We start from the raw sequence: 16239 nt of genomic DNA on the forward strand, positions 1-16239 counted from the left end.
AAAAGAACAAAAAAAAGAAAGGATTCAGTCCAATGCACAGTTCTAACTTATGAAAGCCATCCGAAAATGGAAAAATCGGATGGCTTTCATATTGCGTTTTTTTATGCTTGAAAAGAATAAGGACTGGAAAAAAGAGGTTTCGACAGAGAGAGTAACATATTTTTCCCATAGCACGGTCATACTGTGAACGCAGAGAAGAAACTTGGTTACTGTTCACTTTGCAGCAAAACAGGAGGGAAAACTATGTTTCGATATTTACCAATTCGAAGCGTGACAGGAAGAGAAATTCTGGATTCGCGCGGAAATCCGACCGTAGAGGTGGAAGTGGCCGTCGGGGAGGGGATTCTCGGACTGGAAGGCCATATGGGGCGTGCCCAGGTGCCGTCCGGGGCATCGACAGGAAAATTTGAGGCACTGGAAAAAAGAGATCAGGAAGTGCGCTATCTGGGGCAGGGCGTGAGAAAGGCTGTAGAAGCGGTCAATACCGTGCTGGCCGATGCCGTTGTCGGCGAGAATGCGCTCGAGCAGGAGCGGATCGACCATATCCTGTGCCAGGCAGACGGAACCGAAACGAAAGAAAACCTCGGGGCAAACGCCATTCTCGGTGTCTCACTTGCTGTGGCGCGCGCGGCGGCAAATGCGCTTCATCTGCCGCTGTACCAGTACCTGGGCGGCTGCCACACAAGCCGTATGCCCGTGCCGATGATGAATATTTTAAACGGCGGCCGTCATGCCGACAACACCGTCGATCTGCAGGAATTTATGATTATGCCGTGCGGCGCTCCCTCATTCCGGGAGGGTCTTTCCATGTGCGCGGAGATTTACCATACGCTGAAGCAGCTCCTGAAGGAGCAGGGATACTCGACTTCTGTCGGCGATGAGGGCGGCTTTGCGCCGGATTTAAAGGATTCTGATGAAGCACTGCAGCTCATTGTCAATGCGGTGCAGAAAGCCGGCTATGCGCCCGGAAACGACGTGATGATCGCGATCGATGCGGCGGCAAGCGAGCTCTACGAGGAGAGCAGGAACGTCTACTACTTTCCCGGGGAATCCCGCCAGTGCGGAAAGACAGTATTTCGGGATACCGCAGAAATGGTTGCCTACTATGAGGAACTGATCGAAAAATACCCGATCGTATCCATCGAAGACGGGCTGTGCGAGGACGATTTCGAAGGCTGGAAACAGATGACGGAAACGCTCGGGAACAGAGTACAGCTGGTCGGGGATGATCTGTTTGTGACGAATGTAAGAAGGCTTTCCTGCGGCATTGCACTTGGCACGGCAAATGCGGTTCTGATCAAGGTAAACCAGATCGGAACGCTCTCTGAGGCGCTGGATGCGGTGGAGATGGCGCAGAGAGCAGGGTACCGCGCCGTCATTTCCCACCGGTCCGGAGAGACAGAGGATGATTTTCTGGCAGACCTTGCCGTCGCGACAGGCGCCGGCCAGATCAAAACCGGAGCACCGTGCCGGTCGGAGCGGAATGCGAAATACAATGAGCTTCTCCGCATCGAGGAACGACTCGGTGAGGAAGCGAAATACCGGAATCCGTTCCCGCAAAAGGGAACCGGCGTAAGAGAATGGTGAAAAACGGCGTAAAATAGGCAAATAACAGTTGAAATCGTTCTTCCGCTATGGTAAAATAATATAAGTTGGCCGTAGGAGGTGTAATTGTGGAAATTTTAAGAACGATTTTGACAGTCATTTATGTCATTGATTGTATTGCTTTAACCGTTGTTGTATTGATGCAGGAAGGAAAACAGCAGGGTCTCGGTGCTATCGCAGGTATCTCAGATACTTACTGGGGAAGAAACAAAAGCCGTTCTGCAGAAGGAACTCTGATCCGTGCAACAAAAATCATGGCAGTTCTGTTTATTGTACTGTCGGTTGTATTAAACATGAATTTTTAGCAAAGTAAAGACATCCTTATTCCCACGAGAAGGCGTAAGGGTGTCTTTTTCTACAAAGAGGAGATAATAGATGAAAGATAATAAGAAGAAAAAAGATCGGAGGAAATATCCGCAGGGCAGCGCGGCGTCCCATGCAGGACAGAACAGCGGGAACCATGGCGGTCATGCGGGCCATCCGCGTTCCAGAAGTTCGAAACTGCTGAAAAACCGCAAGACGCTGCTCATGGATCTCGTAAGCTCGAAAAACTATGAGCCGATGCGTCTGAAAGACATTGCCATGCTGCTGCAGGTGCCGAAAGCAAAACGGTCGGAGCTTGCGGAGGTTATGGAAATCCTGGTAAAAGAAGGAAAAATCGATGTGATCTCCGACGGCCGTTACCAGAAGAGCCGCGGTGCATCCACAACGACGGAAAAACGGGAAAAAAGAGACCGCCGCGCCGGAGAGCAGGGCAGAAGAGGACGCGATGACCGATTCCGCAGAAAGAATGGAAAGGACGGCGACACAGAGAAGAAGCCGCGTATCCAGACTGTCGATATCCAGGCAGTCGTGGACGCTTACCAGATCCCGGAGGAGTTCCCGGCACGCGTGATCACACAGGCAGAAAAATGCCCGGAGGAAGTAATTCCAAACGATTACAACGGCCGCCTCGATCTAAAAAGCTGGCAGATGGTGACAATCGACGGCGAGGATGCCAAAGACCTCGATGACGCCGTATCCGTCACAAAAGCGGGCGATACGTGGACGCTTGGCGTTCATATCGCTGATGTGAGCAACTATGTGCAGGAAAATTCCGCCCTCGACCGTGAGGCGTTAAAGCGCGGCACCAGTGTCTATCTGCCGGACCGCGTCATTCCGATGCTGCCGAAGCGTCTGTCAAACGGCATCTGTTCCCTGAATGAAGGACAGGAGCGCCTGGCACTCTCCTGTATTATGACGATCAACGAGAAAGGCCGTGTGATCGGCCATCAGATCGCTGAAACGGTGATCCGCGTGGACCGCCGCATGACCTACACCGCCGTCAATGCAATCCTGACCGAGCCGGAAGCACATCCGGAGCTGCTGGAGGAATATCATGAGCTGGTTCCGATGTTCCGCCAGATGCAGGAACTGTCTGCACTGATCCGGAGCTGTCGGAAAAAACGCGGAGCAATTGATTTTGAATTCCCGGAGAGCAAAGTAATTCTTGATGCAGAAGGGACGCCGGTGGAGATCCGCCCGTATCCGTCGAACGTGGCAACACGGATGATCGAGGACTTCATGCTGATGGCGAACGAGACCGTGGCAGAGGAATACTGCACACGCGAAATCCCGTTCTTATACCGGACGCATGACAAGCCGGACGGAGACCGCATGGAGGCAACGCTGACGCTGATCCGTGAACAGGGCATCAAAGTCGAAAAGCGTTCCCATGAGATTACGCCGGGTGAGGTGCAGAAGATTCTCACCAGCATCGAGGGAACCCCGGAAGAGCCGCTGATCAGCCGCCTGCTGCTCCGGTCGATGGCAAGAGCCATTTATACCCCGGAATGCAGCGGCCACTTCGGACTGGCAGCGTCATATTACTGCCATTTTACCTCACCAATCCGCCGTTACCCGGATCTGCAGATCCACCGCATTATCAAGGATGATCTGCGGGGACGTCTCGACAAGGGCGGCAGAATCGGCAAATATTCGTCCATTTTGCAGCATGTGGCGGAGCAGTCGAGTGCGATGGAGCAGCGTGCTGCAGAGGCAGAAAGAGAGGCTGTGAAGCTGAAGAAAGCCGAATATATGCTGGAGCATGTCGGCGAAGAGTACGACGGCGTCATTTCCGGCGTGACCGGATGGGGCTTCTATGTGGAGCTGCAAAATACCGTTGAGGGACTCGTTCACATCATGACACTGAAAGACGATTATTATAATTTTGATGAAGAAAATTACCGTCTGGTCGGAGAGCAGCACGGAAGAGTATTCCGCCTTGGTGAGCCGGTGCGTGTCCGTGTACGAAACGCCGAGCCTGCCAACCGGACAATCGATTTTACGTATGTAGAAAAAGAAACCGAGACAGAATAAATCCCTGGAGGAAAAAGCTATGGCAAAACAAAAAGGAAATCGAATGATTGCCAATAATAAAAAGGCATATCATGACTATTTTATCGAGGATAAATACGAGGCCGGCATCTCCCTTGCCGGTACCGAGGTAAAATCCCTCCGCATGGGAAAATGCAGCATTAAGGAGTCCTTCATCCGCATTGAGCGTGATGAGGTATTCATCTACGGCATGCACATCAGTCCGTACGAGAAGGGCAACATATTCAATAAAGACCCGCTGCGCATCCGGAAACTGCTGCTGCACGACTATGAGATCCGCAAACTTGAGGCGCAGATCAAGGAAAAAGGCTACACGCTCGTTCCGCTGCAGGTGTATTTTAAAGGCAGCCTTGTAAAAGTCGAGATCGGTCTGGCACGCGGTAAAAAACTGTATGATAAACGGCAGGATATCGCAAAGAAGGATCAGAGACGTGAGGCGGAGAGAGATTTCAAAGTTAAAAATCTGTATTAAAAATCCTTGACAAAAAGTATGGAGAAAGACTATAATACAATATACGGCAGTTGAAAGAGAGTTTTCACTGCACCGGGACGATCTGTTTGCGTCCCCGTATCAAAGAAAAGCGTCTGTAGAGCCAGCACGGGCTTGTACTGGTTTCGACGGGGGTTTTGAAGTTTGGGAAGCCATTCGTGGACTCCGGGACCGCGTCATCAACCTGGAACCTAAATTTAAACGCAGACGATAATTACGTAGCGTACGCTGCCTAAGTGCGGCGTTGTCAGCTGAATAGTTTTCCGCGGCTATTCTCCTGGCATCAAACAGATGCGGAGCACTTCGTTTCCAAAGCTTTGCGGAGATGGAAGATTTTATGAAGCTACCGAAGCGGCAAGCCTGTCATCCGGCGTGCCGACGGGGGAATCCTCAATAGAATGACTGTAATGGGAGATGCCTGAATGAATAGGCTTTCGGACAGGGGTTCGATTCCCCTCAGGTCCATACCTGAAAAACCGCTAAAATCCAGTGTTTTAGCGGTTTTTTTGTACATTTTTGATGGAAAAAACAGGGCAAAAATGCCGCTTTAGACCGTTTAAAACCGCATGAATTTTGGTCAAAAAAGAAAGGAAAAATTCAAAATTTTGTCAAACTTTATCTTTATTCGCACTGTTAAGAACGTAAAAGAGACCGTTTCAAAGTGCTGCAGGCACATGAAGTAGAGATACTTGATGTGCCTGCTTTTTTGTACAATAGGAAAGTTCGACTTCCGTCGAACTCTTGATAAAAAGAGCCCGCACAAAGGCGGGCATGGCAAACAGACGATAGATTAAAAGAAGTCAATGTAAAAGCCTTCTTCAAATTCATCCTCGTCAAGATCGTCATCTTCGGTAAGAAAATAGTGCATATGCACTATTTAAAAACGGTGGCTCCTTATAACAAAGATTTCTGTTCACAATATAAAAAAATATCCAGCAGGTTAACTTTTGAAGCGGTAAAACAAATGCTTAAGGATGTTTTGAGTTGGTAAGGGACTAATAGATTCTGTACTTTTCGCCCTATGATTGAATCTGATCATGCGCGAGAAAAGGAAAATAATAGAATTGACAGACTTGAAAAAATGAATTACGATTTTTAAAAGTACTGCATTGCTTGAATGAGAATTATATGTTAAGGCAACAGATATAAAGAGAACTTTAAGCATTGATTTATTAAAATAAACACGGATAGCGAGGTGTATTTATGACCATAGAAGAAATTCTTGCAGGAGAATCCAAAAACGTAGAATTCAAAGAGAACCTGCCGGAAAAGAGCATCAAATATATGAAGTCTGTGGTTGCCTTTGCAAATGGAACCGGAGTTTATTGGTGGAGAAGTTGACTTGCGTATCAATATCTATCGAGGACAAAACGATACAAATAACGCCAGAATCAACGCCAAGAAAACAAAAAATGGCGTTAATGATATAAAAAATGGCATTGATGGCGTTAAAATATCACGAACGAAGGAACAGGTTCAGATAGAAAAACTGTTACAGGCTATAGAAAAGAACCCATTTGCAACCCAGGCGTATTATGCGGAACAGATCGGTGTGTCCAAAAGAACTGTTTCACGAATATTTGTTTCTTTACAGCAAAATGGTGTGTTGGTACAAAATGGAACAAACAGAAAATCGAATTGGGTAATCATAAAGTAGGAGAAACAGAAGAATGCAAATATTGGTCGATGCAGATGCCTGTCCGGTAATTGAGACGGTTGAGAAAATTGCAAAAGAGCATTGTGTTCCGGTAACACTGTTGTGCGATACCAATCATGATTTGATATTTGATATCGGATTATAGCGAAATAGTCGTGGTTGGTGATGGAGCAGATGCTGTGGATTATGAACTGATCCGTGTCTGTCATAAAGGCGATATTGTCGTATCGCAGGATTATGGTGTGACGGCGATAGCGTTGGGAAGAGGTTCTTATGCGATTCATCATTCTGGTAAATGGTACACGAATAAGAATATCGATTAGATGCTCATGGAGCGTTATTTAAACAACGAAGTGAAAAAATACCCGCATTATCGTGTCAGAAGGACAAAGAAGCGAAAAAAAGGCGGATACTGAGGGATTTGAACAGTCTTTTGAAAAAATGTTAGGGATGATACAGGAGAAAGAAGGAAAAGAGTTTAGAAGATAAAATTATCAGAGAGTGAAATAAAGTGATTTGATAATATTAGGAGATATGCCCGGATGCTATTTTTCAAAAAGGAAAAAGTGTCAGGGCATTTTTGTGTGCAAAACTAATAAAAATAATTCTGAAAATATAGTAAAAATAAGCATATTGTCAAATGAAACGGAGGGTATATAATAAAATATAGAAATATAAGCGGTGAGAAAAATTGAAAGGAAAAGTGCCTATGAAAAAACTCGGAAAATATGGTAAAAAGGTATCCTGCGTGGTAATTGGAATGCTATGTGCAGCAGCGATTGGCGCCTGTGGAAGCACACAAAGTGGGTCCCAAGATGAAAAAGATGTGAGAAATGATATTTCTGTCTATGAAGAGGGAGCTGATTTGGAAGGAACGCTTACATATGGAACCTTATTTATTGAGCCGCAGACCCAGCATATGATTGATTTATTTATGAAGGAGCATCCAGGCGTAAAAATTGAAACAAAGGTTGTTTTTGACAATGATGTTACGGATGAACAGTATAATGAAGGCTTAAATACCTTGCTTACAGAACTTGCATCGGATCAACGGGCGGATATTTATGATGCAACGTATTTACCATCGGAAATTAAGACGAAAGGCAGCGGCTATTTCGAGGACTTAAATCAGTATATTGATGCAGATCCTAATTTTAACAGAGATGATTATTACGATAATATCCTGCGAGCAGCAGAAGTCGATGGAAAACTGTATCAAATTCCGGAAGGTTTTTATTATGTTATGCTTCGGTTGAATAGAAACATAACGGATGAACTGAATTATGAAGTCCCGGACGAAATGGATATCAATGATTTATATGAGTTATATCAGCAGGCCAAGCCAATTGCAGATGATGATTTTACGATTGATGTACAAAACAATATTTACGTGTTTCTGCCGATGACAGAGGACAGAGCTTATTTGAAGAAGGAAGAAGTAAATTTTGATTCAGAAAATTATGTGGATTTTCTGAGAAAAATGCAGGAACTGTATCAATATCAACCATCCTATGCGACCCATGCATTCACGGATATTAAAAGCTTTTCCGGAAAGAGTGTCCTGCTGAATACATTTACAAATTTACTCGAAGGTTCTCCGAGCGGAATGTTTGAAGAAACCGATACGGCAACAAAACCGATCCTGTTGAAATCAACGGATGGAAAAATTCCTTTCTGTAGAATTGGTGAGGACTTTTCCATGAGTTCAGGCTGCAAAGATAAAGCGCTTGCATGGGAATTTATCAAATTCTGCATTGGTCAGAAACAATTTGAGTTCGAAGATGCAAACAGTGATTCTTACTACAGAAATTTCTTTACCTATGGCAGTATGCTGAACAAAGAAAACACACGGCAGCTTGTTGCGTATCAATTGGAAAATGATGACGACACAGCAGAAAAATGGGAAGCATACAATGAAAAAGTTTCTGCAAAAGCTTTTCGGGATTTACAGTTAGACAGTATTTTGACTGAAATTCGAAACGAATGTATGGAGCAGAAAATCACCCCAGAGGAATGTGCGAAGCTTTTTCAGCAAAGAGCAGAGCTTTATGTTAATGAGTAGAAGCTGTCCTTAATCCATGGAATCAGGTATATGAAATGAAAAAACGAAATTTTATTTATATGTGTTTTATCCTTCCAAGTTTTATCGGGATCATGGCTTTTTACATCGTGCCGTTTCTTCTGTCCTTGTATTTTGCAGTGATTGACAACATGATGAACAAGGAATGGGTGGGTCTTAAAAACTTTAAACTGTTATTCGAAAATGAGTTATTCCTTTCAGCACTCCGTAATACCGGAATTTTTTGCGGGATTGCAATACCGCTGGGAATGGCGATTGCTTTGCTTCTGGTACTGGTTTTGAAAAAGCAGAGGAGAGGTCGAATTCTTCTTATCCTGCTCCTGATCCCATTAATCGTTCCATCTGGAACGGTGATTGCTTTCTGGAAATATTTGTTTGAGAGAAATGGTTTTCTGGATGGGTTTTTACAGCTTTTTGGAAAAAACATGTTCGATATTGAGAATTCCAGATGGGCCATTTTGATTATTATCCTGATGTATCTGTGGAAAAATATCAGTTTTTCGATTGTCCTTTTCTGGTCCGGGATAAACTGGATTCCGCAGATCTATCATGAGCAGTGCCAGCTGGATGGAGCTACAGGGCGGCAGGAATTCCAATATATTACATGGATCTTATTAAAACCAACGACGTTAGTTGTGCTGTTGATGTCGATCGTGAATTCTTTTAAGGTTTTTAAAGAGATCTATATGCTGTATGGGGCCTATCCATCACCGTATGTTTATATGCTGCAGCACTATATGAATAACCAGTTTTTGTCACTTAATATGCAGAAATTGTCTGCTGCAGCATGGTGTATGTTTCTCATACTGGGAATCTTTCTGGGCATCATTTATCGGGTCCAGAGGAAGAATCTGGATTATTTGTAAAGATCTTTTGTGGGTGATTTTATGAAAAAGAGATATTCGAATTTTTTCGAAAAGCTGATCTGCATGGGAGCTGTCATTTTGGCAGTCATTCCGTTGTTGTTTGTGGCTGGAAAGTCGGTACAAGTTCCAGAAGAGTATCTTATATTGCTCTTTAAGAGACCTTTGTATTTGCGGATGATGTGGAATTCCCTGATTATTACTATTCCGGTTTTGATTGGACAGCTTTTGCTTGCACCGCTTGCCGCATACGGCTTTTGGCAATGCAGGTGGAAATACAAGGAGATTTTGTTCTATCTTTACATGATTGTCATGCTTATGCCGCTGCAGCTGACTTTAGTGCCAAATTATTTAGTGGCGAATTGGCTGGGCATTCAAAATTCGTCCTTGGCAATTATTCTTCCGGCAATGTTTCAGCCATTGGGGGTATTTCTGATTCGTCAGCAGATACAGGATTTTCCGCAGGAAACGTTAGAAGCAGCCAGACTGGACGGAGCCAGCGAATACAGAATTTATCGTTCCATTGTAAAGCCTAATTTGAGTTCAGCCATTGCTGCTGCATTAATCCTGATTTTTATTGACAATTGGAATATTGTAGACCAGGCGGTCATTTTTTTGAGAGAGCCATATCAGCAGCCGTTATCCGTGTATCTTTGCCAGATTTTAGAGGAACAGCCGGATATCTTTTATGCAGCGTCCGTTTTTTACGCAGTACCAGTTTTATTGATATTCTTAATGGGACAGGACTATTTGATACAGGGAATCAGTATGTCCGGTGTGAAAGCGTAGAGGGGAAGAAAGTACGATGAAGTTCAAAAAAATAAGTATAGGGTTAATCGCTCTGTGGTTTCTGTTTTTAACTGCCGCAACGTTTTGGTCGGTCAAAGAAGAGAACAAAACGCTTCCTTCCGTCTGGACAGAGGAGGCACAGGAAGGCAGCATTGAGTATGAATTTCCAGTTGATTTGGAAGTAAGCGCAGCTGATCAGGCAATTGGCTATATCAGCATGTATGATAACGTTCCGGAATCTTTGCTGCAGGAGGGCAGAGATCTTCTGGTTGGAAAAGTGTGTTCTGTCATTCGAAAGGATGATTTGTATGAGCTTACGGTAGATCTGTATGAAAAACATTCGATTGGTGAAAACGTTGAGGGAAAAATCGAAATCACTTCTGAAGATGTTTTTCCAAAAGTGATCACACGGCAGGCGATTCATGAAGGAGACTTTGGAAAAACGTGTGTCTATTATATTAAGCGTCAGAAGGGAGCCTGGGGGTATGAAAATATTCTGGAAGAAAAAGCTGTGACATGTTTTCCAAATAGAAATTCAGATTTCGTGGTACTTTTATCAGAAGTAGACGAACCGATGGTCGTAAGCACATCAGAACTGACAAATGGAGAACGGGTGAAATTAACAGAAAAAGATTAAGGAAAAGAATACAGCCTCACTACCGGGACTTTCAGGGGTGAGGCTGTTTCATTATGTTCTATGCATGTGCCGATTTATACAGGCTTTAAAACACATTGTCATCCGAATAATGCGTCATGATACCTTTCGCATTGTAGCCCAATATATTCCGTAACTTATCAATTGCATTTGCTTCTATATATTGATTATGCCATAACCGCTTCATAAGAACTACGGTCCTAATCGTAAGAACTGGAAACATTGTGAATGACAATGAAAAATGTACGACTATCACCAAAGCCGGAAGCCTAGAAACAGGAGATGCGACCTTGACCGGCATTTTAATGGCGCTGGTGGCAGGATTTTTCGGTGTGCTGGAAGAAACCGTCCGCAGAAAAAACGCCAGTAATGCGGTGGTAATTTAAAAAATATGGAAACAAGGAACGATATAGCTTAACGGCTATGCCGTTCTTTGTTTTTTACTTAAGTACATGTTAGAAATTCCCTGGTATCTGACAATCACACATTATTTTTGCGTAATTTAATGTGTGTTCGTCGCTTTACAGTTGACAATCACACATTATTTCAATATAATATAATGTGTGATTGTCAAAGAGGGGTGAGAAACATGAATGTTAAGGAGAAAATCGAAGAACTGCGAGAAGCGTCAGAGGACGGTACGATTACCGCAGCGCAAGTAACAGAAGCCGGACTGCACCGCAGCGTTTTACAGAAGTTTGTCAAGAGCGGCGAGATATACCGCTTCGGGCGTGGCCTGTATGTGTGGAGCGACGTATGGGAGGATGATTTCTACCTTTTACAGCGAAAGTATGGGCGCGGAATTTATTCGCACGATACTGCTTTGTATCTGCGGGGCTATTCGGATCGTACCCCGGCAAAATATACGATGACCTTTCCCAAAGGCTACAATGCTTCATCCTTGAAACGGGAAAATCTAATTGTCAAGCGCGTTGTGCCGGAGAACTATGAACTTGGCAGAATTGAAATGAAATCCCCATCCGGCAATCCAATTCGTGTTTACAATTTGGAACGGACGCTGTGTGACATCCTGCGCGGCAGCGGCAGTGATATACAGATTGTCGGAGAAGCTATGAAACGCTATGCAGCATCCAAGGATAAGAACATTCACAGACTGATGCAGTACGCAGATCAGCTTCGTGTGAAGCCAAAGGTGCTGCGATATATGGAGGTTTTGCTATAGACTGTTTCAGACCGAAAAAAATGGGGTCAAAATCGCGGTCGAAAATTAAGGGGAAAAGGAAAAATTTTCCATAAAAAAGTTGATTATCTGATAGAAAAATGAAAAGGGGAGCAGATATGCAGTTACTAATCAAACAACGTGTATTTTCCTGGTCAGACACGTATGATATCTATGACGAGCAGGGGAACCAAAAGTATTTTGTGAAAAATGAATTTATCTCGCTGGGACACCGTCTGCATGTGTACGATGCGGCGCATAATGAAATTGGGTTTATCAAACAGAAATTATTTTGCTTTCTTCCGACTTTCGAAATTGAATGGAACGGGCAGTTAATGGGACATATCGAAAAACGTTTTGCACTGTTCCGCCCCAAATACGATGTAGATTTCATGGGATGGCGTGCAGAAGGTGACTTCATGGGATGGGATTACGATGTATATGAAGCCTGCAGTGCAGTCGTCCACGTACATAAAAAACTTCTGAGCTGGGGTGACATGTATGTCATCGAATATGATAATCCGAGCAATGAAATTCCGGCATTATTACTGGTGCTGGCGATCGATGCGGCAAACTGTTCACAAAATAATGGATAGCTGGCAGTGTCTGGAATGGCGTCAGGGGAGATGCGGATATGAGAACTTTGGGAAATATTCTGTGGTTTATATTTGGAGGCATGTTCGGCGGACTTGCATGGATTTTTGCAGGATGCATCTGGTGTATTACGATTGTTGGAATTCCGTTTGGACGGCAGTTTTTCAAGATGGCAAGGCTTTCGTTTATGCCATTTGGCACGAGTGTAATTGGATAAAAGGTGTATGGAAAAAGATCGGGTTACCGGTCTTTTTCTATGCATATCATGAGGCGGCCATTCCTTTGATGCAAATAGAAACATGATAAAAGTATTGCGCAGCAGAATAAAGTATGATACCATAAATTTACAGAAAAAATAAAGAAACGATAGAATATTCAGTATTAATTAAAAAATCAGGAAACAGAAGGGGGGAAGTTTATGAAGATAAGACAGACAATCTTTTTATTACCTTTGTTTTTGCTGGCGGGCTGCGCATCTGCAGGAGGATCACAGAGCAGAGATCTGGATTTAAAGGAACTCTGTACAGAGGAGCAGGTTTTCCAGTATGCGGATTTTGAATGGGGAACGGATTCGGAACAGCTTTTCAAACAGAGCTTCCTGAAGTTTGATGAAAAAGATCTGGGACAGGGTGATGAGAGCAGCACAAAGACATACGAGAGCAAAGAAAAATTTTCCCTGGAAAATGCAGAATCTAACATGGATCTGGAATTTTCGGACGGTCAGCTGAGTCAGGTTTCCTTTACTTTTGACATCGAACAGGATGCCAATACATGGATTCAGAAAGAAGTAGACGAACTGAATTCTTTATACGGCGGAGGAATTGCAACTGGACTCGGAAATCAGATTTATCAGTGGCAGGGGGAGCAGGATACGGTTCTGCAGCTGACGGCTTTTACGGAAGGGGATGAAAGCGCAACCGTTATCTTAAGCGTGGCATCGATGGAATACTCGATTGGATCATAAAATTGACAGATACGGGCGCATCAGACGGCAATGTCTGGTGCGCCTGCTTTTTTGTGAAAAAACTTTCCAAAGCTTTTAAAAGCCAGAAAGATAGAATGACAAAAGTGTCACAGATGTGATATAGTAGTAGAATAATGTGAAAAAGAGAAGGATTTGACAAAAGAGATGGAGTTAGGAAATTTTCAGAAATCAGTAGATTCAGATGAAATCAAAACAATGGCATTTGAAATCATCGGAGAACCGGTAAAAGCAGTTTCCCGCATCTGCGAGCAGTGGGGCGAGGCGGAAGATGAAGTGCGGGAGTACGATGTGTATGTGATCGAGACAGATGCAGGAAAATATACACTGAAGAAAACCGGCAGCAAAGAAGCGCAGATTTATGTGCAGTATCTGTCAAAAGGAGAGTTTCACGTACCGCAGTATGTCGGCATGCGGCAGGCAGAGGATGCGGACTGGATCTGCATGAAGTATGTAGAAGGAAACGACATGCGGGATATGACGGACGAGACAACAGAAAAAGCGGCAGAAACCTTAAGTAAAATTCAGTCGTATTTCTGGACACCGTCGATGGACAAAGCGCCGGAAAATGAAGTGGAGCAGAGATTTGTCGAATACTGGAAACGCGTTCTGCGCCGAGCATCGTCCGTAGTGGATGATCCAATTCTGCGGAAAGCGTATCAGATGTTCCTGGACCGCCAGCTGATCTGTCCATGTACGATGTCAAACGGTGATTTCCTGCAGTGGAATGTGATCTATGACGGCGAAAATGTTGTCATGATTGACTGGGGATTTGGTGGAATGATGCCGTATTCTCTGGACATTGCAAGATTCCTGGCACATGCGACCGAGACACGGAGTACTTTCCCGTTCTACATGAACGATGCACAGAAAGAGCTGTTTCTGGATCGGATGTATGAAGCGTTAAAGACAAAGATTTCACGCGAACAGTTCAATCTGGATGTGAAGCTGGCCACGCTGAATGAGTATATCGAGTTTGTGGAAGCAGAAGAGGACGAAGACGGCTGGTATCTGGAACATGCACAGGCGCTGGCAGAGGAACTTCTCAATTTGTAAAAAAACGGATTGCATTTATCTGTAAGTTGTCCTATAATAGGGAACAGAAAATAAAAAGAAAGAGCACCATTGGTGTAAAGGTGAGGGAATGTTTCTGCGATAATCGACTTTAAGAAAAACACAAAGAACGGGCAGCCTGGAAAACAGGCCTGTTTTTCGTGTACGCTTAAAGACGAGAATCGCTGAATCATCTCCCTTTTTTATGAGAATAGAACAGGGATATTTTTTTGCGGGTCTGTTTTGCGTACGCAGGGCAGGCTCGTTTTGCGTAAAAAAGCAGAAAAGAGGCTGCCGGAGCAAAGGGGACTTCTGTATGATGCAGATAAAAAAATTAACACTGACACATAAAAAAGATCTGCGGGTGATTCTCGAAGATTTTCAGCTTGTACTGAATGACGGTGATAAGGCCGTTATCATTGGAGAGGAGGGAAACGGAAAATCGACGCTGCTGAAGTGGATGTACGATCCCGCACTGACGGAAGATTACATCGAATCCACAGGCGAGCGCATCATCGGAAAGGAGCGGCTTGGATATCTGCCGCAGGAACTTCCGGAGGCGGAGAAAACGAAGACGGTGTATGAGTATTTCTATGAAAAAGAAAAGTTCTGGGATCAGACACCGAAGGATCTGGCGGTGCTGGCAAGAAAATTTGGTCTGACGGAAGAGTTTTTCTATCGGGATCAGCAGATGAGTGAGCTTTCCGGCGGCGAGAAGGTGAAAGCGCAGATGATGCGTCTTCTCATGGAGGATGTCACGGTCCTTCTGCTGGATGAGCCGTCAAATGATATTGATCTTGCGACACTGGAACTTCTGGAGAAACTGATCCGCGAATGGGAGCATATTGTTGTTTTTATTTCGCACGATGAAACGCTGATTGAAAACACGGCAAATATGGTCATTCATATTGAACAGATTGTGCGGAAGACAAAATCGAGATACACGGTTGCGAAACTTCCCTATCGGACGTATGTAGAGGAGCGCCTGCAGAATTTCGAGCGCCAGGAACAGAAGGCGCAGAGTGACAGGAGAGAGAAAGCGCTGCGCGATGAGAAATACCGAAAGGTATACCAGAGCGTGCAGAACGCCTTGAGCAACTGTTCCCGTCAGGCACCGTCCGTGGCGAAAAATCTGAAGGACAAAATGCATACCGTAAAGGCGATGAACCGCAGATTTGAAAAAGAAGATGCCCGCATGACAGAAATGCCGGAGCAGGAGGAAGCGATTTACTTCCAGCTTGGAGGAGCAGAGGCAGCCATGCCCGCCGGGAAAACGGTCATCGAATATCAGCTTCCGAAACTGGAAACGCCGGATGGAGAGCGGGTTTTGGCGGAAAATATCACCTTAAAGATAAGAGGACCGGAAAAAATATGCATTGTCGGCCCGAACGGGGCAGGCAAGACAACACTGCTGAAAAAGATTGCGGCAGAGCTGAAAGAACGGGAGGATCTCCGCGTAGATTACATGCCGCAGAACTACGAGGATCAGCTGGATTTTTCCATGACGCCGGTCGATTTTCTGGATTCCACCGGGGAGAAGAGTGAGAGGACGAAGATACGAACGTATCTTGGGTCGCTGAAGTACACGGCAGACGAGATGGATCACCCCATCCGCGAACTGTCCGGCGGCCAGAAGGCAAAAGTATTGCTTCTGAAAATGAGCCTTGGCAATGCCAATGTGCTGATTCTGGATGAACCAACCCGAAACTTTTCACCCTTATCGGGACCGGTCATAAGAAAAATGCTCCGCGAATTTCCAGGCGCCATCATCAGCATTTCGCATGACAGGAAGTATATCGGAGAGGTGTGCGGGAAGGAGTATCTGCTGGAAAAAGACGGACTCAGACTGATCAGAGAAGAAAAATAAAAATATTCGATAACGAAAAATACGACGGTGGCTGGCCGTCGTATTTTT

The 16239-nt window shown here is 44.7% G+C and carries 16 protein-coding genes, 1 other RNA gene and 2 pseudogenes; all 19 read left to right on the plus strand.

What is annotated here, in order from left to right; translation table 11 throughout:
- Positions 1-243: 243 nt before the first annotated feature.
- The 19 genes and pseudogenes from eno to DW915_RS00760 all read left to right on the plus strand — a co-directional run bounded on the left by eno (position 244) and on the right by DW915_RS00760 (position 16191).
- The gene (eno, locus tag DW915_RS00680; RefSeq protein ID WP_118741395.1) at positions 244-1587 is read left to right on the plus strand and encodes a phosphopyruvate hydratase; all 1344 of its coding nucleotides are present in this window, start codon (positions 244-246) and stop codon (positions 1585-1587) included.
- 86 nt (positions 1588-1673) lie between these two features.
- On the plus strand, positions 1674-1910 hold the full coding sequence (gene secG / locus DW915_RS00685; protein ID WP_055226503.1) for a preprotein translocase subunit SecG: 237 nt from the start codon (positions 1674-1676) through the stop codon (positions 1908-1910).
- Between the two features lie 223 nt (positions 1911-2133).
- Positions 2134-3963 carry a ribonuclease R gene (rnr, locus tag DW915_RS00690; RefSeq protein WP_442857841.1) on the plus strand — a complete coding sequence of 610 codons (1830 nt, stop codon included), beginning with the start codon at positions 2134-2136 and terminating at the stop codon, positions 3961-3963.
- A 19-nt stretch (positions 3964-3982) separates the two neighbouring features.
- A complete protein-coding gene (gene smpB / locus DW915_RS00695) occupies positions 3983-4453 on the plus strand; it encodes an SsrA-binding protein SmpB (RefSeq protein WP_022463315.1) in 471 nt (156 codons plus the stop codon).
- A gap of 128 nt (positions 4454-4581) precedes the next feature.
- Positions 4582-4939, plus strand: a transfer-messenger RNA (tmRNA) gene (gene ssrA, locus DW915_RS00700).
- A gap of 735 nt (positions 4940-5674) precedes the next feature.
- Positions 5675-5791, plus strand: a pseudogene (locus tag DW915_RS15660) (RNA-binding domain-containing protein); the annotation flags it as partial.
- Positions 5781-6128: a winged helix-turn-helix transcriptional regulator gene (locus DW915_RS00705; protein ID WP_118741396.1), complete on the plus strand. Its 348-nt coding sequence runs from the start codon at positions 5781-5783 to the stop codon at positions 6126-6128. The pseudogene DW915_RS15660 and the gene DW915_RS00705, both read left to right, overlap by 11 nt.
- 13 nt (positions 6129-6141) lie before the next feature.
- A pseudogene (locus tag DW915_RS16510) lies at positions 6142-6448 on the plus strand (DUF188 domain-containing protein); the annotation flags it as partial.
- Positions 6449-6837: 389 nt separating this feature from the next.
- Positions 6838-8190, plus strand: coding sequence for an ABC transporter substrate-binding protein (locus DW915_RS00715; protein WP_118741397.1), 1353 nt, complete (start codon positions 6838-6840; stop codon positions 8188-8190).
- A gap of 35 nt (positions 8191-8225) precedes the next feature.
- Entirely contained in the window at positions 8226-9074 is an 849-nt protein-coding gene (locus DW915_RS00720; RefSeq protein ID WP_055266562.1) for a carbohydrate ABC transporter permease, read from the plus strand.
- Positions 9075-9095: 21 nt separating this feature from the next.
- Entirely contained in the window at positions 9096-9860 is a 765-nt protein-coding gene (locus DW915_RS00725) for a carbohydrate ABC transporter permease (RefSeq protein WP_147326093.1), read from the plus strand.
- Positions 9861-9876: 16 nt separating this feature from the next.
- The gene (locus DW915_RS00730) at positions 9877-10497 is read left to right on the plus strand and encodes a hypothetical protein (RefSeq protein WP_117509085.1); all 621 of its coding nucleotides are present in this window, start codon (positions 9877-9879) and stop codon (positions 10495-10497) included.
- A gap of 242 nt (positions 10498-10739) precedes the next feature.
- Positions 10740-10901, plus strand: coding sequence for a hypothetical protein (locus tag DW915_RS15665; protein WP_156338048.1), 162 nt, complete (start codon positions 10740-10742; stop codon positions 10899-10901).
- 203 nt (positions 10902-11104) lie between these two features.
- Positions 11105-11698 carry a type IV toxin-antitoxin system AbiEi family antitoxin domain-containing protein gene (locus DW915_RS00735; protein ID WP_022463308.1) on the plus strand — a complete coding sequence of 198 codons (594 nt, stop codon included), beginning with the start codon at positions 11105-11107 and terminating at the stop codon, positions 11696-11698.
- A gap of 116 nt (positions 11699-11814) precedes the next feature.
- Positions 11815-12291, plus strand: coding sequence for an LURP-one-related/scramblase family protein (locus DW915_RS00740; RefSeq protein ID WP_117509084.1), 477 nt, complete (start codon positions 11815-11817; stop codon positions 12289-12291).
- A gap of 38 nt (positions 12292-12329) precedes the next feature.
- Complete coding sequence (locus DW915_RS00745) at positions 12330-12506, plus strand: YccF domain-containing protein (RefSeq protein WP_082424435.1); 177 nt, start codon at positions 12330-12332, stop codon at positions 12504-12506.
- A gap of 201 nt (positions 12507-12707) precedes the next feature.
- A complete protein-coding gene (locus tag DW915_RS00750) occupies positions 12708-13253 on the plus strand; it encodes a hypothetical protein (protein ID WP_117509083.1) in 546 nt (181 codons plus the stop codon).
- A 153-nt stretch (positions 13254-13406) separates the two neighbouring features.
- Positions 13407-14327 (plus strand): aminoglycoside phosphotransferase family protein, encoded by a 921-nt coding sequence (locus DW915_RS00755; RefSeq protein WP_117814629.1) that lies wholly within the window; start codon positions 13407-13409, stop codon positions 14325-14327.
- A gap of 313 nt (positions 14328-14640) precedes the next feature.
- Positions 14641-16191: an ATP-binding cassette domain-containing protein gene (locus DW915_RS00760; RefSeq protein ID WP_117814630.1), complete on the plus strand. Its 1551-nt coding sequence runs from the start codon at positions 14641-14643 to the stop codon at positions 16189-16191.
- Positions 16192-16239: the final 48 nt, after the last annotated feature.

This window comes from Blautia sp. AM42-2 (assembly GCF_003480245.1).
In the GTDB taxonomy this organism is placed as follows: Bacteria; Bacillota; Clostridia; order Lachnospirales; family Lachnospiraceae; genus Fusicatenibacter; species Fusicatenibacter saccharivorans.

Coding starts and splice junctions, on each gene's coding strand:
- DW915_RS00745 (WP_082424435.1), top strand. CDS start 12,330: ATGAGAACTTTGGGAAATATTCTGTGGTTTATATTTGGAGGCATGTTC.
- DW915_RS00705 (WP_118741396.1), top strand. CDS start 5,781: ATGGAACCGGAGTTTATTGGTGGAGAAGTTGACTTGCGTATCAATATC.
- DW915_RS00720 (WP_055266562.1), top strand. CDS start 8,226: ATGAAAAAACGAAATTTTATTTATATGTGTTTTATCCTTCCAAGTTTT.
- DW915_RS00740 (WP_117509084.1), top strand. CDS start 11,815: ATGCAGTTACTAATCAAACAACGTGTATTTTCCTGGTCAGACACGTAT.
- smpB (WP_022463315.1), top strand. CDS start 3,983: ATGGCAAAACAAAAAGGAAATCGAATGATTGCCAATAATAAAAAGGCA.
- DW915_RS00750 (WP_117509083.1), top strand. CDS start 12,708: ATGAAGATAAGACAGACAATCTTTTTATTACCTTTGTTTTTGCTGGCG.
- DW915_RS00760 (WP_117814630.1), top strand. CDS start 14,641: ATGATGCAGATAAAAAAATTAACACTGACACATAAAAAAGATCTGCGG.
- DW915_RS00715 (WP_118741397.1), top strand. CDS start 6,838: ATGAAAAAACTCGGAAAATATGGTAAAAAGGTATCCTGCGTGGTAATT.
- eno (WP_118741395.1), top strand. CDS start 244: ATGTTTCGATATTTACCAATTCGAAGCGTGACAGGAAGAGAAATTCTG.
- rnr (WP_442857841.1), top strand. CDS start 2,134: ATGGATCTCGTAAGCTCGAAAAACTATGAGCCGATGCGTCTGAAAGAC.
- DW915_RS00730 (WP_117509085.1), top strand. CDS start 9,877: ATGAAGTTCAAAAAAATAAGTATAGGGTTAATCGCTCTGTGGTTTCTG.
- DW915_RS00725 (WP_147326093.1), top strand. CDS start 9,096: ATGAAAAAGAGATATTCGAATTTTTTCGAAAAGCTGATCTGCATGGGA.
- DW915_RS00735 (WP_022463308.1), top strand. CDS start 11,105: ATGAATGTTAAGGAGAAAATCGAAGAACTGCGAGAAGCGTCAGAGGAC.